This is a genomic window from Vagococcus zengguangii (assembly GCF_005145005.1).
GTDB lineage: Bacteria > Bacillota > Bacilli > Lactobacillales > Vagococcaceae > Vagococcus_A > Vagococcus_A zengguangii.
The window spans coordinates 1596017-1615245 of the sequence record NZ_CP039712.1 but is presented as its reverse complement, the minus strand read 5'-3'; the positions used below and the strand labels follow the sequence as shown (position 1 = coordinate 1615245).

Annotated in this window: 18 protein-coding genes and 2 other annotated features; of the genes, 16 read left to right on the top strand and 2 right to left on the bottom strand. The window is 36.7% G+C overall.

Features of this window, described 5'->3' with window-relative positions; translation table 11 throughout:
- Positions 1-2: 2 nt before the first annotated feature.
- The 11 genes from FA707_RS07625 (at position 3) to FA707_RS07580 (ending at position 11712) form a co-directional block, all read left to right on the top strand.
- On the top strand, positions 3-833 hold the full coding sequence (locus tag FA707_RS07625) for a M15 family metallopeptidase (RefSeq protein ID WP_136953662.1): 831 nt from the start codon (positions 3-5) through the stop codon (positions 831-833).
- Positions 805-1440: a glycoside hydrolase family 73 protein gene (locus FA707_RS07620; RefSeq protein ID WP_246032315.1), complete on the top strand. Its 636-nt coding sequence runs from the start codon at positions 805-807 to the stop codon at positions 1438-1440. The genes FA707_RS07625 and FA707_RS07620 overlap by 29 nt, the downstream gene beginning before the upstream one ends.
- A gap of 21 nt (positions 1441-1461) precedes the next feature.
- Entirely contained in the window at positions 1462-2595 is a 1134-nt protein-coding gene (locus FA707_RS07615; RefSeq protein ID WP_168177376.1) for an ATP-grasp domain-containing protein, read from the top strand.
- A complete protein-coding gene (locus tag FA707_RS07610; protein WP_154299920.1) occupies positions 2588-3256 on the top strand; it encodes a GntR family transcriptional regulator in 669 nt (222 codons plus the stop codon). The genes FA707_RS07615 and FA707_RS07610 overlap by 8 nt, the downstream gene beginning before the upstream one ends.
- Positions 3257-3265: 9 nt before the next feature.
- On the top strand, positions 3266-4195 hold the full coding sequence (locus tag FA707_RS07605) for an aldo/keto reductase (RefSeq protein ID WP_136953659.1): 930 nt from the start codon (positions 3266-3268) through the stop codon (positions 4193-4195).
- A gap of 477 nt (positions 4196-4672) precedes the next feature.
- Positions 4673-5785 (top strand): pyruvate dehydrogenase (acetyl-transferring) E1 component subunit alpha, encoded by a 1113-nt coding sequence (pdhA, locus tag FA707_RS07600; RefSeq protein WP_136953658.1) that lies wholly within the window; start codon positions 4673-4675, stop codon positions 5783-5785.
- Positions 5786-5787: 2 nt separating this feature from the next.
- Positions 5788-6765 (top strand): alpha-ketoacid dehydrogenase subunit beta, encoded by a 978-nt coding sequence (locus FA707_RS07595; RefSeq protein WP_136953657.1) that lies wholly within the window; start codon positions 5788-5790, stop codon positions 6763-6765.
- A gap of 32 nt (positions 6766-6797) precedes the next feature.
- Positions 6798-8402, top strand: coding sequence for a dihydrolipoyllysine-residue acetyltransferase (locus FA707_RS07590; protein ID WP_136953656.1), 1605 nt, complete (start codon positions 6798-6800; stop codon positions 8400-8402).
- 12 nt (positions 8403-8414) lie between these two features.
- On the top strand, positions 8415-9821 hold the full coding sequence (lpdA, locus tag FA707_RS07585) for a dihydrolipoyl dehydrogenase (RefSeq protein ID WP_136953655.1): 1407 nt from the start codon (positions 8415-8417) through the stop codon (positions 9819-9821).
- A 302-nt stretch (positions 9822-10123) separates the two neighbouring features.
- Positions 10124-10285 carry a hypothetical protein gene (locus FA707_RS10480; RefSeq protein ID WP_154299919.1) on the top strand — a complete coding sequence of 54 codons (162 nt, stop codon included), beginning with the start codon at positions 10124-10126 and terminating at the stop codon, positions 10283-10285.
- Between the two features lie 47 nt (positions 10286-10332).
- Positions 10333-11712 carry an ATP-binding cassette domain-containing protein gene (locus FA707_RS07580; RefSeq protein ID WP_168177375.1) on the top strand — a complete coding sequence of 460 codons (1380 nt, stop codon included), beginning with the start codon at positions 10333-10335 and terminating at the stop codon, positions 11710-11712.
- Positions 11713-12031: 319 nt separating this feature from the next.
- Here FA707_RS07580 and FA707_RS07575 read toward each other — a convergent pair whose 3' ends face one another.
- The gene (locus FA707_RS07575; RefSeq protein WP_136953653.1) at positions 12032-12505 is read right to left on the bottom strand and encodes a MerR family transcriptional regulator; all 474 of its coding nucleotides are present in this window, start codon (positions 12503-12505) and stop codon (positions 12032-12034) included.
- A 136-nt stretch (positions 12506-12641) separates the two neighbouring features.
- Between FA707_RS07575 and FA707_RS07570 the strand changes: the two genes are divergently transcribed.
- The 5 genes from FA707_RS07570 (at position 12642) to FA707_RS07550 (ending at position 17646) form a co-directional block, all read left to right on the top strand.
- Positions 12642-14108 carry an MDR family MFS transporter gene (locus tag FA707_RS07570; RefSeq protein ID WP_136953652.1) on the top strand — a complete coding sequence of 489 codons (1467 nt, stop codon included), beginning with the start codon at positions 12642-12644 and terminating at the stop codon, positions 14106-14108.
- Positions 14108-14815 (top strand): DUF4811 domain-containing protein, encoded by a 708-nt coding sequence (locus tag FA707_RS07565; protein ID WP_136953651.1) that lies wholly within the window; start codon positions 14108-14110, stop codon positions 14813-14815. Before FA707_RS07570 ends, FA707_RS07565 begins: the two co-directional genes overlap by 1 nt.
- Before the next feature lie 130 nt (positions 14816-14945).
- Positions 14946-15192, top strand: a binding site (T-box leader).
- Between the two features lie 36 nt (positions 15193-15228).
- Positions 15229-15489, top strand: a binding site (T-box leader).
- A 46-nt stretch (positions 15490-15535) separates the two neighbouring features.
- Positions 15536-16180 (top strand): amino acid ABC transporter permease, encoded by a 645-nt coding sequence (locus FA707_RS07560; protein WP_136953650.1) that lies wholly within the window; start codon positions 15536-15538, stop codon positions 16178-16180.
- 11 nt (positions 16181-16191) lie between these two features.
- Positions 16192-16812 (top strand): amino acid ABC transporter ATP-binding protein, encoded by a 621-nt coding sequence (locus FA707_RS07555; RefSeq protein ID WP_136953649.1) that lies wholly within the window; start codon positions 16192-16194, stop codon positions 16810-16812.
- A gap of 12 nt (positions 16813-16824) precedes the next feature.
- Positions 16825-17646, top strand: a complete 822-nt coding sequence (locus FA707_RS07550; RefSeq protein ID WP_136953648.1) for an amino acid ABC transporter substrate-binding protein — start codon at positions 16825-16827, stop codon at positions 17644-17646.
- Between the two features lie 334 nt (positions 17647-17980).
- On the opposite strand, the gene iadA is transcribed toward FA707_RS07550, so the two are convergent.
- Positions 17981-19165, bottom strand: a complete 1185-nt coding sequence (gene iadA / locus FA707_RS07545) for a beta-aspartyl-peptidase (RefSeq protein WP_136954212.1) — start codon at positions 19163-19165, stop codon at positions 17981-17983.
- Positions 19166-19229: the final 64 nt, after the last annotated feature.

Genomic DNA, 19229 nt, shown 5'->3' with positions numbered 1-19229 from the left:
AGATGTCAAAGAAAATATTAGTATCATTGGCCTTATTGATGGCTGTCATGTTGATTATTAATCGTAAAGAAGCGATGAGTCAAGAACATGACAATAAGACAGTGTCTGTTAAACAAGAACAAACTAAGGAAGTAAGTAACAACAAAGGGGCCAGTAATCAGTCAATAGACACTACAAGTGATAATGAGCAAACGACATCAACTGATAAAAAGTTTTTAGAACAGGTTGATTTATCTCGTTATGATTTAATTTTAGTCAATGATTCTCACGCATTCAGTGATGAACAATTACCAGCTGTAACAGGGATTATAGACAGTAATTATCAAGTACATGCAGATTTAGTCACGCCATATCAAAAGATGAAAGAGGCTGCAGCAGCAGATGGCATAAGTCTGCGTGTGGTTTCGACTTATCGCTCAGTGTCATATCAAGAACAAGTTTATGAGCAATCTATAAGTGATAATATCAATGCAGGTATGAGTCAACAAGAAGCTGAAGAAGAAACGGCTGTTTATGTTGCTGAACCTGGTAAAAGTGAACATCATACCGGTTTGGCTATCGACTTAGTTGATCAGCTATGGCTAGATGCTGGTAAAGGATTGGTCCCAGAATTTATTGAGACTGCAGCTGGTAAATGGATTGATGAACATTGTGCCGAATTTGGTTTCATTATTCGTTTTCCAAAAGGTAAGGAAGAGATTACCAATATCAATTACGAACCATGGCATATCCGCTATGTTGGCGTGGAAAATGCTAAGTATATAACAGGAAATCAGTTAACTTTAGAGGAGTTTGTTGAATTAGTTGAAAAAATACAAAAAGAAAAGAATTAATCGTAAACGAAAGAAAAATTATTTTTTATCGTTTGTTGTGATGCTGTTAGGGTTGGTGATGATCTTAATGGTCGGAACAGGTATGTTGTTTGTAAAAAATATTCTTACCAACACAGTCAATTATGGCGTCTTAGATCAAGAGCATAAGCAAGAATTTATTCAAGAAATCGCACCCATTGCTCAGCGTAACTATTCGCAATATCGTGTATTACCAAGCATCGTTCTTGGACAAGCGATTTTAGAGTCGGATTGGGGAAGAAGTGAACTAGCTTCTTATAATAATTTGTTTGGTGTTAAAGCAGGCGAACATGAGGATAAAGTATTATTCCCAACACAAGAGTTTGTCGATAATCAGTGGGCGACAGTCAATGCGTACTTTAAAGTCTATCCAACAGTTGAAGCGGCGATTATTGATCATAATCGTTTATTTAATGAAGGGGTTTCGTGGAATACACAATTGTATCACCAAGTATTAGCATCTAAAAATTATGTTGAAGCAGCTCAAGCCTTACAGCAAGCAGGTTATGCGACAGATCCGGATTATGCAAGTAAAATAATTAATGTGATTGAAACTTATGATTTATCTAAGTACGACAATAATTTTTAAAAATAGAAGATGGGTGAAGGTATGACAAACTTATTAATTCCAGGTCAAACGATTGGGATCATAGGTGGTGGAAAAACTGCTCGTATGATCTGTTTGTCCGCAAAGAAAATGGGGATGAGGATTGGAATTATTGATGAAAATCCTAAAAATTTAGCCTCTGATGTAGCAGATTGGCAAATTATTGGAGCAGTTAGTGACACAAAGAAACTAGTTGAATTTGCTAACAAAGTGGATATGGTTCTCTATGACGATGAGCAAATTAAATTATCTGATTTACTAGCTTTATCAGAAGTAACAATATTGCCACAAGGTAAAGTTTTAGTCGAGCTATCAAAAAATCGCATAGAAGAGCGTGCGTTTTTAGAGAATTGTAATGTCAATATTGCACCGTATCGTGTGGCACATGTGATGGTTGATGTTTATGATGCGGTTGAATATTTGGGTTATCCATGTATTATCAAATCAGCCAAACCATTAGTTAATCAACCGAATGTTGTTATTATTGAAGGTATGGAAGATATTAGTAAATGTGCTGATATGATGGCACATGGTCCTTGTATTGTAGAGTCCTTGATTCCTAAGACAAAAGAAATATCCGTGATGGTTGCTAATAATGGCGTGGATAAACCAGTCTTTTTCCCAATTTCAGAAAAAGCTAAAATTCATAAATCATTAGAAGGTTCGGTAGGCCCAATTCATCTATTAGAGGAATTGGAACAAGAAATATACCGAATTGCTGAAATCTTAACCTTAACGCTTCGTGTTAAAGGTGTTTTGACAATTGAGATGTTCATCAACGATATGGGAATTATCTATGTTAATACAATTTCAGGTGTTCCAACATCAGATGGCTATTTTACCGAATATGCTTGTACATTGTCACAAACAGATGCATTGGTTAGAGCAGCCTGTGGTTGGCCGTTGTCACTTGAAGCCCGAGAGGAACAGTGGTTGACCATTGAAGTAGATAAACATCATTACCCACAGTTGATTGGTCAATTACCTTATCAAAAGAATTGGCAAATACAGGTTTTTGGAGCAAATGTTTCGATGATTAAAGATAGTAGAGCAGGTGCTGGTTTTGTGGCGATTCCTGTTGAACAACTATCGGAAGCATACAGTGATGCTATAGGTTCACAAATATGGAGTGATTAACATTAAAAAGAAGATGAAAGCGGAAGAGAAAGTCCGCCTATATATTAAGCAAAATATTGCATCGCAAAAATTTTTGCCAAATATGAAATTAGTAGAAGAAGATATTGCCAAAGAATTAAATATTAGCCGTTCTCCAGTTAGAGCGGCTCTTAAAAAACTAGAAAAAGAAAACGTTGTCAGGTTAATTCCGAACAAGGGGGCGTATATCACGCCTAAACAGCTATCAACCAAGGAATTTGTTGATAGAATGCAAATGTTTGAGTTATTATTAATTCATACATTGGTTGGTATGGAGCAATGGGAATATCAATTTCCAGCTGATTCAGTCGTTTTCTTCGAATCATTTAATGACAAAAAAGAGATTGATAGCCAAGAACTAAATGAATTACAGAGTACTTTTTTTGATTTTCAAAAAAATGCCTATTTAACCGATAGCTTCAAAACGATTATTAAAGAGGTATTAGTTTATTCTGAAACAAGTTCGCAGTTTAGTCTAAGAGAACTTGCCATCCTATTTACCCAACTATTCTTATCTTTATTTGAAAAAGTGCAAACCCATCAATATGCGGCAGCCAGAAAACAAGTTCGAGTATTTGTTAATGCTATCTCATTAGATGTGATTGATAACCAAGAAATACATGAAGAAAAATACCTGTTTTAGGAGGATGTTATGAAGTCAATTTTTTTAGGTAACAAACCGGAGTTAGAAGTATCACAAGTGGGCATTGGCTGTATGCGGATGGCACAATTAAGCGAAACAGAAGTGGTAAACTATTTAGAAAATGCCCATGCACAAGGGATTAATTTCTATGATCATGCCGATATTTATGGTCAAGGGGCATGTGAAACTATTTTTGGCAAAGCATTAAAACAAACGAGTTTTAAACGTGAAGACATTATCATTCAATCGAAATGTGGCATTCGCCAGGGCTTTTTTGATTTTTCTAAAGAGCATATTATTCAATCAGTTGATCAAATTCTACAGCGTTTAGATGTGGAATACTTAGACGTGCTAGCCTTGCATCGTCCAGATACACTAGTTGAACCTGAAGAAGTGACAGAAGCTTTCACTCAATTAAGAACAGCTGGTAAAGTTCGTCACTTTGGAGTGAGCAATCAAAATCCAATGCAAATTGAGTTACTAAAAAAATCATTAACACCTGCTGGTATTGAGTTATTAGTCAACCAGTTACAAATGAGCTTGATGTTCACGCCAATGCTTAATCATGGCTTCAACGTGAATATGCAAAATGAAGCAGGCGTAATGCGAGATGGTTCATTAATTGAATACAGTCGCTTGAATGATATGACCATTCAAGCATGGTCACCATTCCAATATGGATTTTTCGAAGGACCATTCGTCGATAATCCTAAATTCCCTGAATTAAATAAGGCATTGTCTGAGTTAGCAAAAAAATATGGGGTAACTAAAACAGGTCTGGCAATTGCTTGGATTTCTCGTCATCCAGCAAACATTCAAACATTAATTGGGACAATGAATTTTGAACGCGTCAATGAAGTGGCACAAGCAAGTGATATTACCCTATCTAGAGAAGATTGGTATGCTTTATATCGTGCGGCAGGTAACATTTTACCTTAAGTAAAATAAAACAAAATTGTACAAAAAAAGAATCTAAGGAAAATAGATTCTTTTTTTGTATTGTGAATTTTGCACAAACTGTATCATTAAATTTTCATAAACAAAGGAAAAATTAAATGATAAATAAAGAGAGATTAAGGTTAGAAACGAAGCGTTTTCAATGAAAGTCCCTGAAAAATTGATATAACGCTCTTGTAATGAAAATGATACAGTTTTTTTGGTTGTACTAATCACACTAAATATTAGGGAAGATTAGCGTTGGGAATTTAGGTAAAGTTACGACATTCACAAATGCGTAACCAAGCGTTTTTATTAGACAAATTAATGTAAAGTGATAAGCGCATCTTGCTTGCATTTAATTTGTTTGCGTGTTAAATTATGACAGTAAGGACAGAAATATGATACAGTTTTGAATGTCTGTTGAGTTTTGAAAGTCTAAAAACAATACAATAACCAAAAAGAGAGGATTGTGTAGCAATGGCTAAAGAGAAAACAAACACGATTGATTTCGAAGCACAATTAAAGAATATCAGTCAAGAATTTTCTACAGTGCAAGTATTAGATGAGAACGGAAAAGTAACAAACCCAGATTTAATGCCTGATCTTTCAGATGAGGAATTAGTGGAATTAATGAGTAGAATGGTATGGGCTCGTGTATTAGACCAACGTTCAACTGCATTAAACCGTCAAGGACGTTTAGGTTTCTACGCTCCTACTGCTGGACAAGAAGCAAGTCAATTAGGTAGTCATTTTGCATTATCTAAAGAAGATTACTTATTACCTGGATACCGTGATGTTCCTCAATTAATCCAACACGGTTTACCATTAACTCAAGCTTTCTTATGGTCTCGTGGCCACGTAAACGGAAGCAAATATGATAAAGACTTAAACGCATTACCACCACAAATTATCATCGGTGCGCAATACGTTCAAGCTGCTGGTGTCGCTTTAGGTCTTAAAAAACGTAAAAAAGATGCTGTAGTTGTTACTTATACAGGTGACGGTGGATCATCACAAGGGGACTTCTATGAAGGAATTAACTTTGCTGGTGCTGCTAAATCTAACGCAATCTTCTTTATCCAAAACAACGGATATGCTATCTCAACTCCACGTGAATTACAAACAGCTGCTACAACATTAGCTCAAAAAGCGGTTGCTGCTGGTATTCCAGGTGTTCAAGTTGATGGTATGGATGCTTTAGCTGTATATGCTGTAACGAAACAAGCAAGAGATTGGGCAGTAGCTGGAAACGGTCCTGTATTAATCGAAACATTAACATTCCGTTATGGTCCACATACATTATCAGGGGATGACCCAACAAGATACCGTACAAAAGATATCGAAGACTATTGGGTAAAACGTGACCCATTAAACCGTCTACGTATTTTCTTAACTGAAAAAGGTTTATGGTCTGAAGAAAAAGAAGAAGCTGTTATTGAATCAGCTAAAGAAGAAATCGCAGCAGCTATTAAAGAAGCTGACGCTGCTCCAAAACAAAAAGTGTCTGAATTCTTAGAAAACATGTTTGAAGTATCACCTCAAAACGTGGCTGAACAAATTGAAATTTACAAAGCGAAGGAGTCGAAATAAGCATGGCACAAAAAACAATGATTCAAGCGATTACTGACGCATTAGCAATCGAACTTGAAAAAGACGAAAATGTTTTAATCTTCGGTGAAGACGTAGGTAACAATGGTGGGGTATTCCGTGCTACTGAAGGCCTACAAGCAAAATTTGGTGAAGATCGTGTATTCGATGCTCCATTAGCAGAATCAGGAATCGGTGGTTTAGCTTTCGGTTTAGCTTTAGAAGGTTACCGTCCAGTACCTGAAATCCAATTCTTCGGATTCATCTTCGAAGTTATGGATGAAGTAGTAGCTCAAATGGCACGTACTCGTTACCGTTTAGGAAACACACGTAACATGCCTATCACAATCCGCGCGCCTTTCGGTGGTGGTGTACATACACCTGAATTACATGCTGATAACTTAGAAGGTTTAATTGCACAATCTCCTGGTATCCGTGTGGTAATTCCATCAAACCCATATGACGCTAAAGGATTATTAATTTCAGCTATTCGTGATAACGACCCAGTTATCTTCTTAGAGCACATGAAATTATACCGTTCATTCCGTGAAGAAGTTCCAGAAGGTGAATACACTGTTCCTTTAGATAAAGCTGCAGTAACTAAAGAAGGTACTGACGTATCTATCATTACTTACGGTGCAATGGTTCGTGAATCATTAAAAGCCGCTGAAGCTTTAGAAAAAGACGGAATCAATGTAGAAATCATTGACTTACGTACAGTAGCTCCTTTAGATGTTGAAACAATCATCGCTTCAGTTGAAAAAACTGGTCGCGTTGTTGTCGTTCAAGAAGCTCAAAAACAAGCTGGTGTATCAGCACAAGTTATTGCTGAAATCTCTGAACGTGCAGTTCTTTCATTGGAAGCACCTATCGGACGTGTTGCAGCTCCTGATACAATCTTCCCATTCGGTCAAGCTGAAAGCGCATGGTTACCAAACGCATCAGACATCGAAGCAAAAGTTAGAGAAGTATACGAATTCTAATAGTAGGATAACTTACAAAGGAGAGTAATAACATGGCTTTTAAATTTAAATTACCGGATATCGGTGAAGGTATTGCAGAAGGCGAAATCGTAAAATGGTTCGTTAAAGAAGGCGATACAATCAATGAAGACGATACAATGTTAGAAGTACAAAATGATAAATCTGTGGAAGAAATTCCATCACCTGTAACAGGTAAAGTATTAAAAATCGTTGTTTCAGAAGGAACAGTAGCAAACGTTGGTGACGTATTAATCGAAATCGACGCTCCTGGTCACGAAGGCGAAGAAGAAACAGCAGCACCTGCAGCAGAAGCAGCTCCAGCAGCGGCTCCAGCTCCAGCAGGTCAAGCAGTATTCCAATTCAAATTACCAGATATCGGTGAAGGTATTGCAGAAGGTGAAATCGTAAAATGGTTCGTTAAAGAAGGCGATACAATCAACGAAGACGATACAATGTTAGAAGTTCAAAACGACAAATCAGTCGAAGAAATTCCATCACCTGTAACAGGTAAAGTTGTAAAAATCGTTGTTTCAGAAGGAACAGTAGCAAACGTTGGTGACGTATTAATCGAAATCGACGCTCCGGGTCACAACACTGCAGTTTCAGCTCCAGCAGCTACAGAAGCGGCAGCACCTGCAGCAGAAGCTACTCCAGCTAAATCATCTTCAACAGGTGAAGCAACTGGTCAACCATCTAAACGCGTTTTAGCAATGCCTTCAGTACGTCAATATGCACGTGAAAAAGGTGTTGATATTACATTAGTAGTACCAACTGGTAAAGCTGGACGTGTCGTTCGTGAAGATATCGATGCATTTGCTAACGGTGGCGCTACAGCTCCAGCAGCTACAGAAGCGGCAGCAGCTCCAACAGCAGAAGCTAAAGCTGAAAAAGCAGCTCCAGCTAAAGCAGCTACACCATTTGCAGGTCTTCCAGAACAAGAAGAACGTGTAGCAATGAGCCCAACTCGTAAAGCTATCGCTAAAGCAATGGTTAACAGCAAACATACAGCACCTCATGTTACATTACATGATGATGTTGAAGTTTCTAACTTATGGGATCACCGTAAGAAATTTAAAGATGTTGCAGCAGCTCGCAACACTAAATTAACATTCTTACCATACGTTGTGAAAGCATTAGTAGCAACTATGAAACAATACCCAGTATTAAACGCTTCAATCGATGACGCTACAAACGAAGTAGTTTACAAAAACTACTACAACATCGGTATTGCAACAGATACTGATCATGGTTTATATGTACCAAACGTTAAACATGCAGACATGAAGAGCATGTTCGATATCGCTGATGAAATTAACTCTAAAGCTGCTTTAGCTCATGAAGGTAAATTAACAGCTCAAGATATGCGTAACGGTACTGTTACAATCTCTAACATTGGTTCAGTTGGTGGACAATGGTTCACACCAGTAATCAACTACCCTGAAGTTGCTATTTTAGGTGTTGGTACAATCAAACAAGAACCAATCGTTAACGCTGAAGGCGAATTAGCAGTAGGTCGCGTAATGAAATTATCATTAAGCTTCGACCACCGTATCGTCGATGGCGCAACAGCTCAAAAAGCTATGAACAATATCAAACGTTTATTAGCAGATCCAGAATTATTATTAATGGAAGGATAAGGTGAAAGAAATATGGTAGTAGGAGATTTCGCTTTAGAATTAGATACAGTCGTAATTGGAGCAGGCCCTGGTGGATACGTAGCAGCAATTCGTGCTTCTCAAATGGGACAAAAAGTTGCAATTATCGAACGTGAATACATCGGAGGCGTTTGTTTAAACGTTGGATGTATCCCTTCAAAAGCATTAATTAGCGCTGGACACAAATATCAAGAAGCTTTAGATTCTGAAATCTTTGGTGTAACAACTGAAGGCGTTAAATTAGACTTCGCTAAAACTCAAGAGTGGAAAAACAACGGTGTTGTAGCTAAACTTACAGGTGGCGTTAAAGGTCTATTAAAGAAAAATAAAGTTGAAGTAATCGAAGGTGAAGCGTTCTTCGTAGATGAGCACACATTACGTGTTATCAACGGTGACAACGCTCAAACTTACTCATTCAACAATGCTATCGTTGCAACTGGTAGCCGTCCAATCGAAATCAAAGGATTCAAATTCGGCGGACGCGTTATCGATTCAACTGGTGGTTTAAACTTAACTGAAGTACCTAAAAAACTTGTCATCGTTGGTGGTGGGGTTATCGGTTCTGAATTAGGTGGCGCTTATGCTAACCTAGGAGCTGAAGTAACAATCCTTGAAGGTTCTCCACAAATTTTACCAACGTTTGAAAAAGACATGGTTAAACTTGTCGAAAAAGAATTCGACAAAAAAGGTATTCAAATCGTTACTAACGCAATGGCTAAAGAAGCCGTTGACAATGGTGACTCAGTAACAGTTACTTATGAAGTAGATGGTAAAGCTGAAACAGTTGAAGCTGACTACGTAATGGTAACAGTTGGTCGTCGTCCAAACACTGATGAATTAGGTTTAGAAGTGGCTGGTGTTGAAATGACTGAACGTGGTTTAGTTAAAGTTGACAACCAAGGACGTACAAACGTTAAATCAATCTTTGCGATTGGTGATATTACTCCAGGTGCTGCTCTAGCTCATAAAGCTAGCTACGAAGCGAAAATTGCTGCTGAAGCAATCGCTGGTAAACCTGTTGCAATTGATTACATTGGTATGCCTGCTGTAGCGTTCACAGATCCTGAATTAGCAACAGTTGGTTACACTGAAAAAGAAGCTAAAGAAGCTGGCTTAGATGTTAAAGTTATCAAATTCCCTCTAGCAGGTAATGGTCGTGCTTTATCATTAAACCAAACTGAAGGTTTCGTACGTTTAGTAACAACTAAAGAAGGTAATGTGTTAGTTGGAGCGCAAGTTGCTGGTATCAGTGCTAGTGATATTATTGCTGAATTAGGTTTAGCAATTGAAGCTGGTATGAACGCTGACGACATCGCGTTAACAATCCACTCACATCCATCATTATCAGAAGCGGCTATGGACGCAGCTGAAATCGCGTTAGGATTACCAATTCACGCGTAATTAATGATTAAACACTAAGAGAGGTGCTATGCACCTCTCTTTTTTTGTGTCTTTTTTTGTTTATGGTATATAATTTAAACAAAAAGGGATGAGGTCAATCTAATGAAGAAAATAATTAGTTTAATATGCTTTATGTTAGTTATTTGTGTGTTAACGATGTTACTCGCTAACAATTTATTACATTTAGAGTTATTAACAACAGATAACCTGTTTTATTCATTATCCATCGTTGTCATAGTTATTTTTTACTATAAGGGACAAAATAAAAGCTAAAATAGTCTGTAACAAGGAAAGGAGTTTAGATGTTAGCAACGATAATTAAGCAATATTGGCGAGAAAATTTTTGGGCAGTGATATTAACAATGATTGAATCAGGAGCGATTATTTTATCAACGGTTTATTTAGCAAAAATTATGAATAGTTTAATTGCTAGTGAGCGTGCGTTATTTTCTCTTCATTTTTAATTTCGGGAGGGGCCTGGGCTATTGCACTAGTCATTGGATTAATACGTTTGTTATATGTCGAGAATATTAAACAAAAGCAATTAGTTACTTTTAAAAAGAGCGTGATTGAAAGAATTGAACAGTTGTCCTATGAACAATTTCATGAGCGTAATACGAATGAGTATAGTTCGTGGTTAACGAATGATATTAATTTAATTGAAGAACAAGGCTTTGCAAATTTTTACCGAGCCATTTCAAGTGCGACCCTATTATTGCTTTCTGCCATTGCGATATTTAAGTTTCATTGGCTATTATTAGCCGTTTCACTGGTTTTATCGGTTCTGATGATGTTAATTCCTAAGTTATTTAAACAGGCGTTAGAGGGCAATACAGCAAGAATGTCGAAATCATTCGAAAAATATACGGCGACAATTGATGAATGGTTTAAAGGCTTTGATACGCTTTATCACTACAATCACACGCAACTGTTAAGTCAGAAATTAGCTGGCGTGATTATTGGGGTTAAGGAGGAGAAGCAGCGCTTAAAGAAAACGCAAGGAATGATGTATACCGCGATTCGTTCGAGCTCGGTAATCGCCCAATATGCTATTATATTAGTAACTGGATTAATGATTTTAGCTAAAAAATTATCTGCTGGAACAATTTTTGCAATTGGTGATTTGACGGGCAATTTTTTTGGCAATACCAGTTTTTTTATTGATGAAGTGACTAACTTTATCTCTGCTCTAAAGATTTCGGATAAAATCGATGAAGCACTTATTTATGATGAAGTTACGATTAAAGCTAATCAAGATTATTCGTTTACTCGAAAAATTACTGTTACGGATGTGAGCTATCAGTTTCCTGAAGTAACGGTTAAAATTCCTGATATGGTATTTGAAAAAGGGAAGAAATATGCGATTGTCGGGAAAAGTGGTTCAGGTAAATCAACATTTTTAAATATTTTGATGAAAAATTATCGTGATTTTACAGGTGTTATTCAAGTTGATAACCAATCGTTACAAAGAATCGATGATGATGAACTAAAATATCATTGGGCTTATGTATCGCAAAAAGCAACTATCTTTGATTTGAGTTTAGTCGCTAATCTCACGTTAGAAGAAGATGTTGATGATGATAGACTCACTAAGGTTATGAGGGATATGATTTTAAACGAAGTTAGTTTTGACAAGCAACAGGCGCTTGGGGTGCAAGGTGCTAATATCTCAGGAGGACAAGCACAACGTGTCGAATTAGGTCGGGCTTTGTTACATACTCAAGATTTACTAATAATTGACGAAGGAACGAGTGGCTTGGATCCTAAAACTGCTCAATTGATAGAAGAGACAATATTAGCTGAGCCAGATTTAACCGTGATTTTTGTAACCCATCATTTAAATAGTAGCTTAAGTCATTATTTTGAACGGATTTACTCATTCAGCAAATAAAATAAGGTGGATAAAATCAGAAAGTAAAGCGCTTGTTTAGTGTTTATTTCTTATCATTTGGTTCATCGTTCAATTAAGTGAGTAAATGAATTTGATAGAAGAGTTTAGGAAAGTGATTTCTAAAGTCGTGATGGAAAAATGATGAGCCACTGAAATCCCAATTGATTACAAAAGTGATTGAATCAAGAATCAATGAGAGTGATGTTAGTTTTAATCGTTTGATTTTCTTGAAAAACAAAGTGTAAAAACCATTGTGAAAAATATAATTATATTGTAAAAAAGAAAAGGAGCGGACTAGATACAGTCCCCTCCTTTATTGTTATTTATTAGCTAAAGCTTTAGTCAAATTGAAACGTTCATCGTTTGCTTGGATATGATAATAGGATTTTCCTGTTTTATTTTCGCGTATTAAATAAATCGTTTCAGCTTGTGTTTCAAAATTTCCTAGTGAAATGACAGTGTGAGACTCTTCAAAAATATTGACGGATTTAAAGGAATCATTAAATATTTTTTTTGCATTCGCTATTAAAATCATTTGGTTTTGAGCCTTTTCTACCGCTTTTTTTAGGGTGAAACCTTCGTCTAAATAGCCTTTAATTAATTCAACTTTCAAGATATTGACGAGGTTAAAACTACGGGCAGCGTGATGCTCGTTCTGAATCGATTCTATAAATTCTTTACTCTCCCAATATCGTAGTTGACGTGTTGTGACACCAGTCATTTCAGCGAGTTCTCCAATCCCGATAACTAGGTGATTATTATCCAATAAGTGCCTAACATTTGCTCCAATCATGTACTTACTCCTTGTTCATTAGTTAACTTTCATTATACTTCCTTTAACAAATATGTCAACTTTCTTGATAAAGAAAGCGAAACCTTATAAAGTAATGTAGGTGAAAAATTAAAAAGAATAAAGGAGAAATTATTTAATGAGTAAACAAGAAACACTTGATATTCATGGCAAACCGTATAAACGCGGTTGGCTAGTTGCTGTGTTATTAATCGGTTCATTCTGTACCGTATTAAACCAAACATTACTAGCAACAGCGACACCTAAACTAATGGACGCGTTTAGCATAGGAGCTAACGACGTACAATGGTTAACAACAGGCTTTTTATTAATCAATGGGATGATGATTCCAATTACTGGCTGGTTAATTAGCCGATTCCCATCTAAGAACCTATATTTAGCAGCGATGATTATTTTCTTAATCGGAACATTTGCTTGTTTTGCAGCACCTAATTTTACTATCTTACTGATAGGACGTTTGATTCAAGCGATGGGTGTAGGGATTTCTATGCCATTGCAACAAAACATTATGTTCTCAATTTTCCCTCCTGAAAAACGTGGGGCCGCTATGGGGATGTCTGGAATTGTTATCGGACTAGCTCCAGCGATTGGCCCAACTTTATCTGGTTGGATTGTTGACCATTACAGCTGGCGTGTACTTTTCGGTATGATGTTACCGATTAGTGTGATTGTAGTATTCTTGTCATTCTTCTTAATGAAAAATGTATTAGAAGTTTCGAAACCAAAAATCGACTTTGCTTCAGTCATTTTATCTTGTATCGCGTTTGGTACGATGTTGTATGGTTTTTCATCAGTTGGTTCAAGAGGATGGGGCGACAGTTTAGTTATTGCATGTATTGTAATCGGTGCTGTATTCTTAGCGTTATTTAGCTTACGTCAATTAAAAATGGACGAGCCATTCTTAGAATTACGTGTGTTCAAATCAAAAACATTTACAGTCTCAACTATTTTATCTGGTTTAGTGATGATGGCGATGATTGGTGCCGAAATGGTTTTACCAATGTATATCCAAAATATTCGCGGTGAATCAGCATTCAACTCAGGTTTAATGCTATTACCTGGTGCGTTAGTGATGGGATTCATGATGCCAATTACGGGTAAGATTTTTGATAAGCAAGGGGCAAAACGCTTAACGATTTTAGGAATGTTTATTTTAGCAGTGGCGACTTTACCATTTGCCTTCTTAACCTCTGAAACACCATTAATTTATATTATTGTGTTATATGGTATTCGTATGTTCGCTATCTCAATGGCGATGATGCCATTAACAACTGAAGGATTGAATGCTTTACCACATCATCAAGTGAGTCACGGTACTGCAGTTAACAGTACCTTCCGCCAAGTAGCAAGTTCAATCGGAACAGCTATTTTAATCAGTGTATTATCAAATGTCACAACTAACAACATGCCAAAAGAAAGTCTAGTTGATAAAACACCACTTGCTTATAAAGATCAAGTAATTGAGGCGTTATTATCAGGTTATCATTCAGCTTTCTATGTCGCAGTAATTTTCGCGATTATTGGATGTCTATTAGCGTTTATGTTAAAAGCTAAAAAACAAACTGCGGTAGGAGGTAAGGCGTAATGATGTTATTGATTTCAGCGATTAGTGCGCTATTATTTACCTATTTCTCAATTAAAGCAACAGATAAACGCCATATTGCGTTGCCAACCATTTTTGGGTTATTATTTGTCGCGTCAACAATTGCGATGATTGCTAATGGTAGTGAGCATTTCGGCATGAAAAAAGAAACCGTTGTAAAAGAACATGCGCTAGTCTCAAGCGGTGATATGAACGGTATGAACATTTTAATGTATCAAAGTTTAGGCGACGGGTCAGAAGAAATTTACTTAGTGAAAAGTTCAGAGGACCAAAAAGAACCTAAAGCAACTGGTACTACGAATACTACCAACAAAGTGATTGAAAACAGTTCAGAAGCTAAATGGGTCCAATCTAAAACGTATTGGGTACCAAAAAATAAAGTAATGAAAGTTTTATTCAACTATGGAAATAATAAGAAAGAATTTATTTCTGAGAAAAATGAATTTTACGTTGCCAACGGTTGGCAAGTGTTAAGCACTGACCAATTAGAACAATTTGGTAAGTTAATGAAAGAAAAACAAGCAACAATGGAAGAAGACGCGAAAGCCTTCGTACAAGCAGGCATTCAAGCGGCTATGGCCAAAGACCCAAGTATGGATAAAGATGCTATTGCTAAATTAACTGAAAAGTTAACAGGCGAATTCCAGCAAAAAGTTGTGGCTGATATTTTAGCCGAAATTAAAAAATAATTTTTTAAGCATTGAAACAGTCGTGATAAACGGACTGTTTTAGTGCTTTTTTGATATAATCACAAAAAAAACAGTCAAAAATATTTGTCAGATAAGAATTTGTATGGTAAAGTATTAAAAATAAACAAAGTAACAAACATTGATTAGGACAAGTAGATAAATCCCTTCTTGATAGAGAGCTCTGGGTAGCTGAGAACAGAGTAAGAACATGAATCGAAACACACCTATGAGTTAAACTTCTGAACACGTATTAAGTAAGAAGTTTCGTTAAGCCCGTTACCGCTTTTAGTCAATATAGATTGACTAACTAAGTTCTTTATTGTGAGATAAAGAAAAATTAGAGGTGGCACCACGTATAGTAATTATTCGTCCTCATGACTGCGGTCATGAGGACTTTTTTATTTTTTAATAACGCAAAAACAATGATTAGGCCAAGTAAATGCGTCCCTACTTAAAGAGAGCTCCCGGTAGCTGAAAACGGAGTAAGTAAACGGATTGAACACACACCTATGAGTTGTTAAAATGAAAGATTCATCAAGTGATTGAGATGGATTTATTAGTTTTAACCGATTGAGCTCGTTACTGCTTGTCAGTCATTTATTGACTGCATGAGGTTCTTACTGTGAAGTGAGAACGTATTGAGGTGGCACCACGTATGAATATACGTCCTCTTAGCTATTAGGCTAAGAGGATTTTTTTTATTTTAAAGGAGAGATGAAGATGGATATCGCATTAAAAGTTTTCCCTTCACTTGTTGAAGGAACTAAAATGACACTTGAAGTGTTTTTTCTGACATTATTATTATCGTTACCACTTGGCTTAATCTTAGGATTATTATTAAAAACCAAAATAAAGTGGCTCAGTTATTTGTTGAATGGTTTAGTTTGGATGATTCGTGGAACACCCTTGTTATTACAAATGATCTTCGTTTTCTACGGATTTCCATTACTAGGGATGGTCATTGAAAATCGTTTAGCCGCAGTTTTACTTGCATTTGTCATTAATTATTCGGCTTATTTTGCTGAAATTTTTAGAGGAGGCATTCAAGCGATTCCTAAAGGACAATACGAAGCGGCTCAAGTGCTAGGCTTAACAAAGTTGGAAACGTTGAAGAAAGTCATTATTCCACAAGTATTCAAAGTTGTTTATCCTTCAGTTGGGAACGAAGTCATCACGTTAGTAAAGGATACTTCATTAGTTTATGCATTAGGTTTAAGTGAATTGATGAAAGCAGGACGTATTGCTATGCAGCGTGAGGTTAGTATTATTCCACTTATCGATGTTGCTATTATTTACTTAGTTTTAACAGGTGTGATGACCTTAATACTTAAATATGGTGAGAAAAAAATAAATTATTATCAATAAGGAGTTCGTAGATGTTAACGATTAAAAATTTAACCAAGAAGTTTCAGAATAAAACGATTATTGATAACTTATCACTAGAAATTCCGAAAGGCCAATTAATTTGTTTGGTAGGCCCGTCTGGTGGAGGTAAGACAACGCTGCTACGTTGTATAAGCGGGTTAGAACATTTTGAAGAAGGTGAGATTTTACTAGATAATCAACCAATATCAACGCAACGGAACAAAATTGGCGTTGTGTTCCAAGATTATCATTTATTTCCGCATATGACGGTTTTAGAAAACTTGTTACTAGCCCCTAAATTAAAAAGTAGTCAATCAGTAGAAAAGTTGACGGCACAAGCACAAGGCTTGCTTGAGCAATTTGAGTTGGGAGAACAAGTGAATCATTATCCGTATGAGCTTTCAGGTGGACAAAAACAACGGGTAGCGATTGCGAGAGCCTTAATGCTAACACCAGAAGTGATATGCTATGACGAACCAACGAGCGCTCTTGATCCACAATTACGTGATAGTGTGGGCGCTATGCTATTGAATTTAAAAGAAAACGGCATTACTCAGATTGTAGTGACGCATGATCATACCTTTGCTCAAACAATTGCCGATAAAATTTATGAAGTGAATGTAAAATATTAGGAGGAATTTATTATGAAAGCAGCTGTATCAGTATTATTAGGAGCCTGTTTAATTGGATTAGGCGTGAGTTTAACCGCTTGTAACGCTCAAAAAGAAGAAGAGCGTACATTTGTTGATTATCAGGAGAGAGGCAAGTTAGTAGTTGGCTTAGACGATAGTTTCGTACCAATGGGATTCCGTGACGACAAGGGAGAATTGACAGGTTTTGATATTGAACTTGCCGACAAAGTTGGGGAAGAGCTAGGTTTATCTGTTGAATTTCAACCAATTGATTGGTCAATGAAAGAAACAGAATTGAAAAATGGCACCATTGATGCGATTTGGAATGGTTATACGATTACCTCAGAACGTCAAGCGCAAGTGACATTCAGTCAAACTTATTTGAAAAACGATCAAGTAGTCGTAACATTGAAAAAAAATAAAATGAGAACACCAAATGATTTAGATGGAAAAGTTGTTGGACTACAAGAAGGTTCTAGCGGAGAAGACGCATTTAATAATAATCCTGAACTGTTAAAGGACTTTGTTAAAGACCAGGAAGCAATTTCTTACCCAGCTTATACAGAAGCCTTTATGGACTTAGAAGCAGGTCGTATAGATGGCTTATTAATTGATAAGATTTTTGCTGATTATTATTTAGCTCAAAAAACTAACAAAGATGACTTCAAAATGTTAGCAACTGAATTTCCAGAAGAAGACTATGCGATTGGTTTTAGAAAAGGTGAAACAGATTTAGCAGATAAAGTAAATGAAGCTATCAACAACCTAATTGAAAATGGCCAAGCTAAAACCATCAGCGAGAAATGGTTTGGCGAAGACCGTTTGGTAAAATAAAGTGCTTGAGGCATCGTTTAGCTTCAAGTAATATGCATGAAGTGACGAAAGGATTAAAAATCCTTTTGAGAACTTCATCATATTACCGCAGACGCTGATGCCAAAAGCCGGATTAAATAAAAGTGCTTGCGGGTACGGGTTGCTTTTGAGCAATATGCGTGGGACGACGAAAATTGTGTAACAATTATTGAGAGTCACAGCATATTGTCGAAAAAGCAGCACCCAAAAGCCGGATTAAATAAAGTGCTTGCGAGTGCTTGGACTTTTGAGCAATATAAGAAGCCTAGACTAAAAAAGGAGCGATACCAATTTGGTATCGCTCCTTTTGGTTATTCTAATAGTTTTGTTCGAATGTTCCCCAAACTTTAACTTCTTGGTTTTGAACCATAATTTTTCCTTTAGCAATTACTGTTTCTAAGTCTAGTGTTTCAGGATTTAAGACACAGATATCTGCATCTTTTCCAACATCTAAGCTCCCTTTATGTTCCAATTTTAAAATCGTTGCCGGATTCTTAGTAATGGTTCGGATTGCTGTTTCTAATGGAATTTCTTCGTTTAGAACGGCATCTTTAATGCCAACTAATAATGATTTAGCACTTCCAACTCCTAAACCAAGAAATTGATTATCCTCATCGAAATAAGGCAAGCTTCCTTGTCCGTCAGAAGTCATTGTGATTTGGTCAATTGAGATACCTTCTGCTAACAGTCGTTTTAGACCTTTACTAAAGCGCACTTCGCCATCGCTTTTCTCCCAGAATTCAGGATTTTCACTACCAGTAAAGTCAACATATCCTCCGCGCTTAGCATAGTCAATTGCCGCTTCAAAAACTGCTTCGGTACGGTTAATGTGAGTCGGTAAAAACTGACTAATTGGAATTTCCGTTTCATCGACTGTGCGTTCAATTAAGCCAAATGGGTTGGCCCCATCACCTAGATGGACATTGATAATCCCGGCTTTACCAGATAACATTCCTCCAACTCGTGCATCAGCAGCCGCACGAGTGAATTCTTCAAAACTTGGTTGAGAAGAGCGGTGGTCAGCGATTGCCACTTCACCAATCCCAATAATTTTATCAATCGTTAGTAAGTCTTTAATAATAGAGTCAGTTACTGTTTTGACAGGCAAACGATACGAACCAACATATAAGTAAGTTGAAATTCCTTCAACTTCAAGACCTCGAGCCTTGCTAATTAGCGCCACCATATCACGTCCAATACCGTCAGTCCCTAAACATCCCACAACAGTTGTAACACCAGCTGTTGTTAATTTTGATAATGTCACTTCAGGTGTGCGGTTTTGATAACCTCCTTCGCCACCTCCACCAGTTAAGTGGAAATGACAGTCTACAAAACCAGGTGTGACAATATTACCAGCGACATCGATTACTTCGACTGGCACCGGAAATCCTTCAGCGTTGATTTGGTCCTCGATAGCGATAATTTTATCATTTGCTAATAACAAATCTTTTCGGCCCAAATAATCAGGTGTGTAAACTTCGGCATTTTTAATTAATTTCATCATGTTGAATCACTCCTTTTGTGATAGTGTAAATCAATAACATTAGTAATGAAAATGCGTTTGA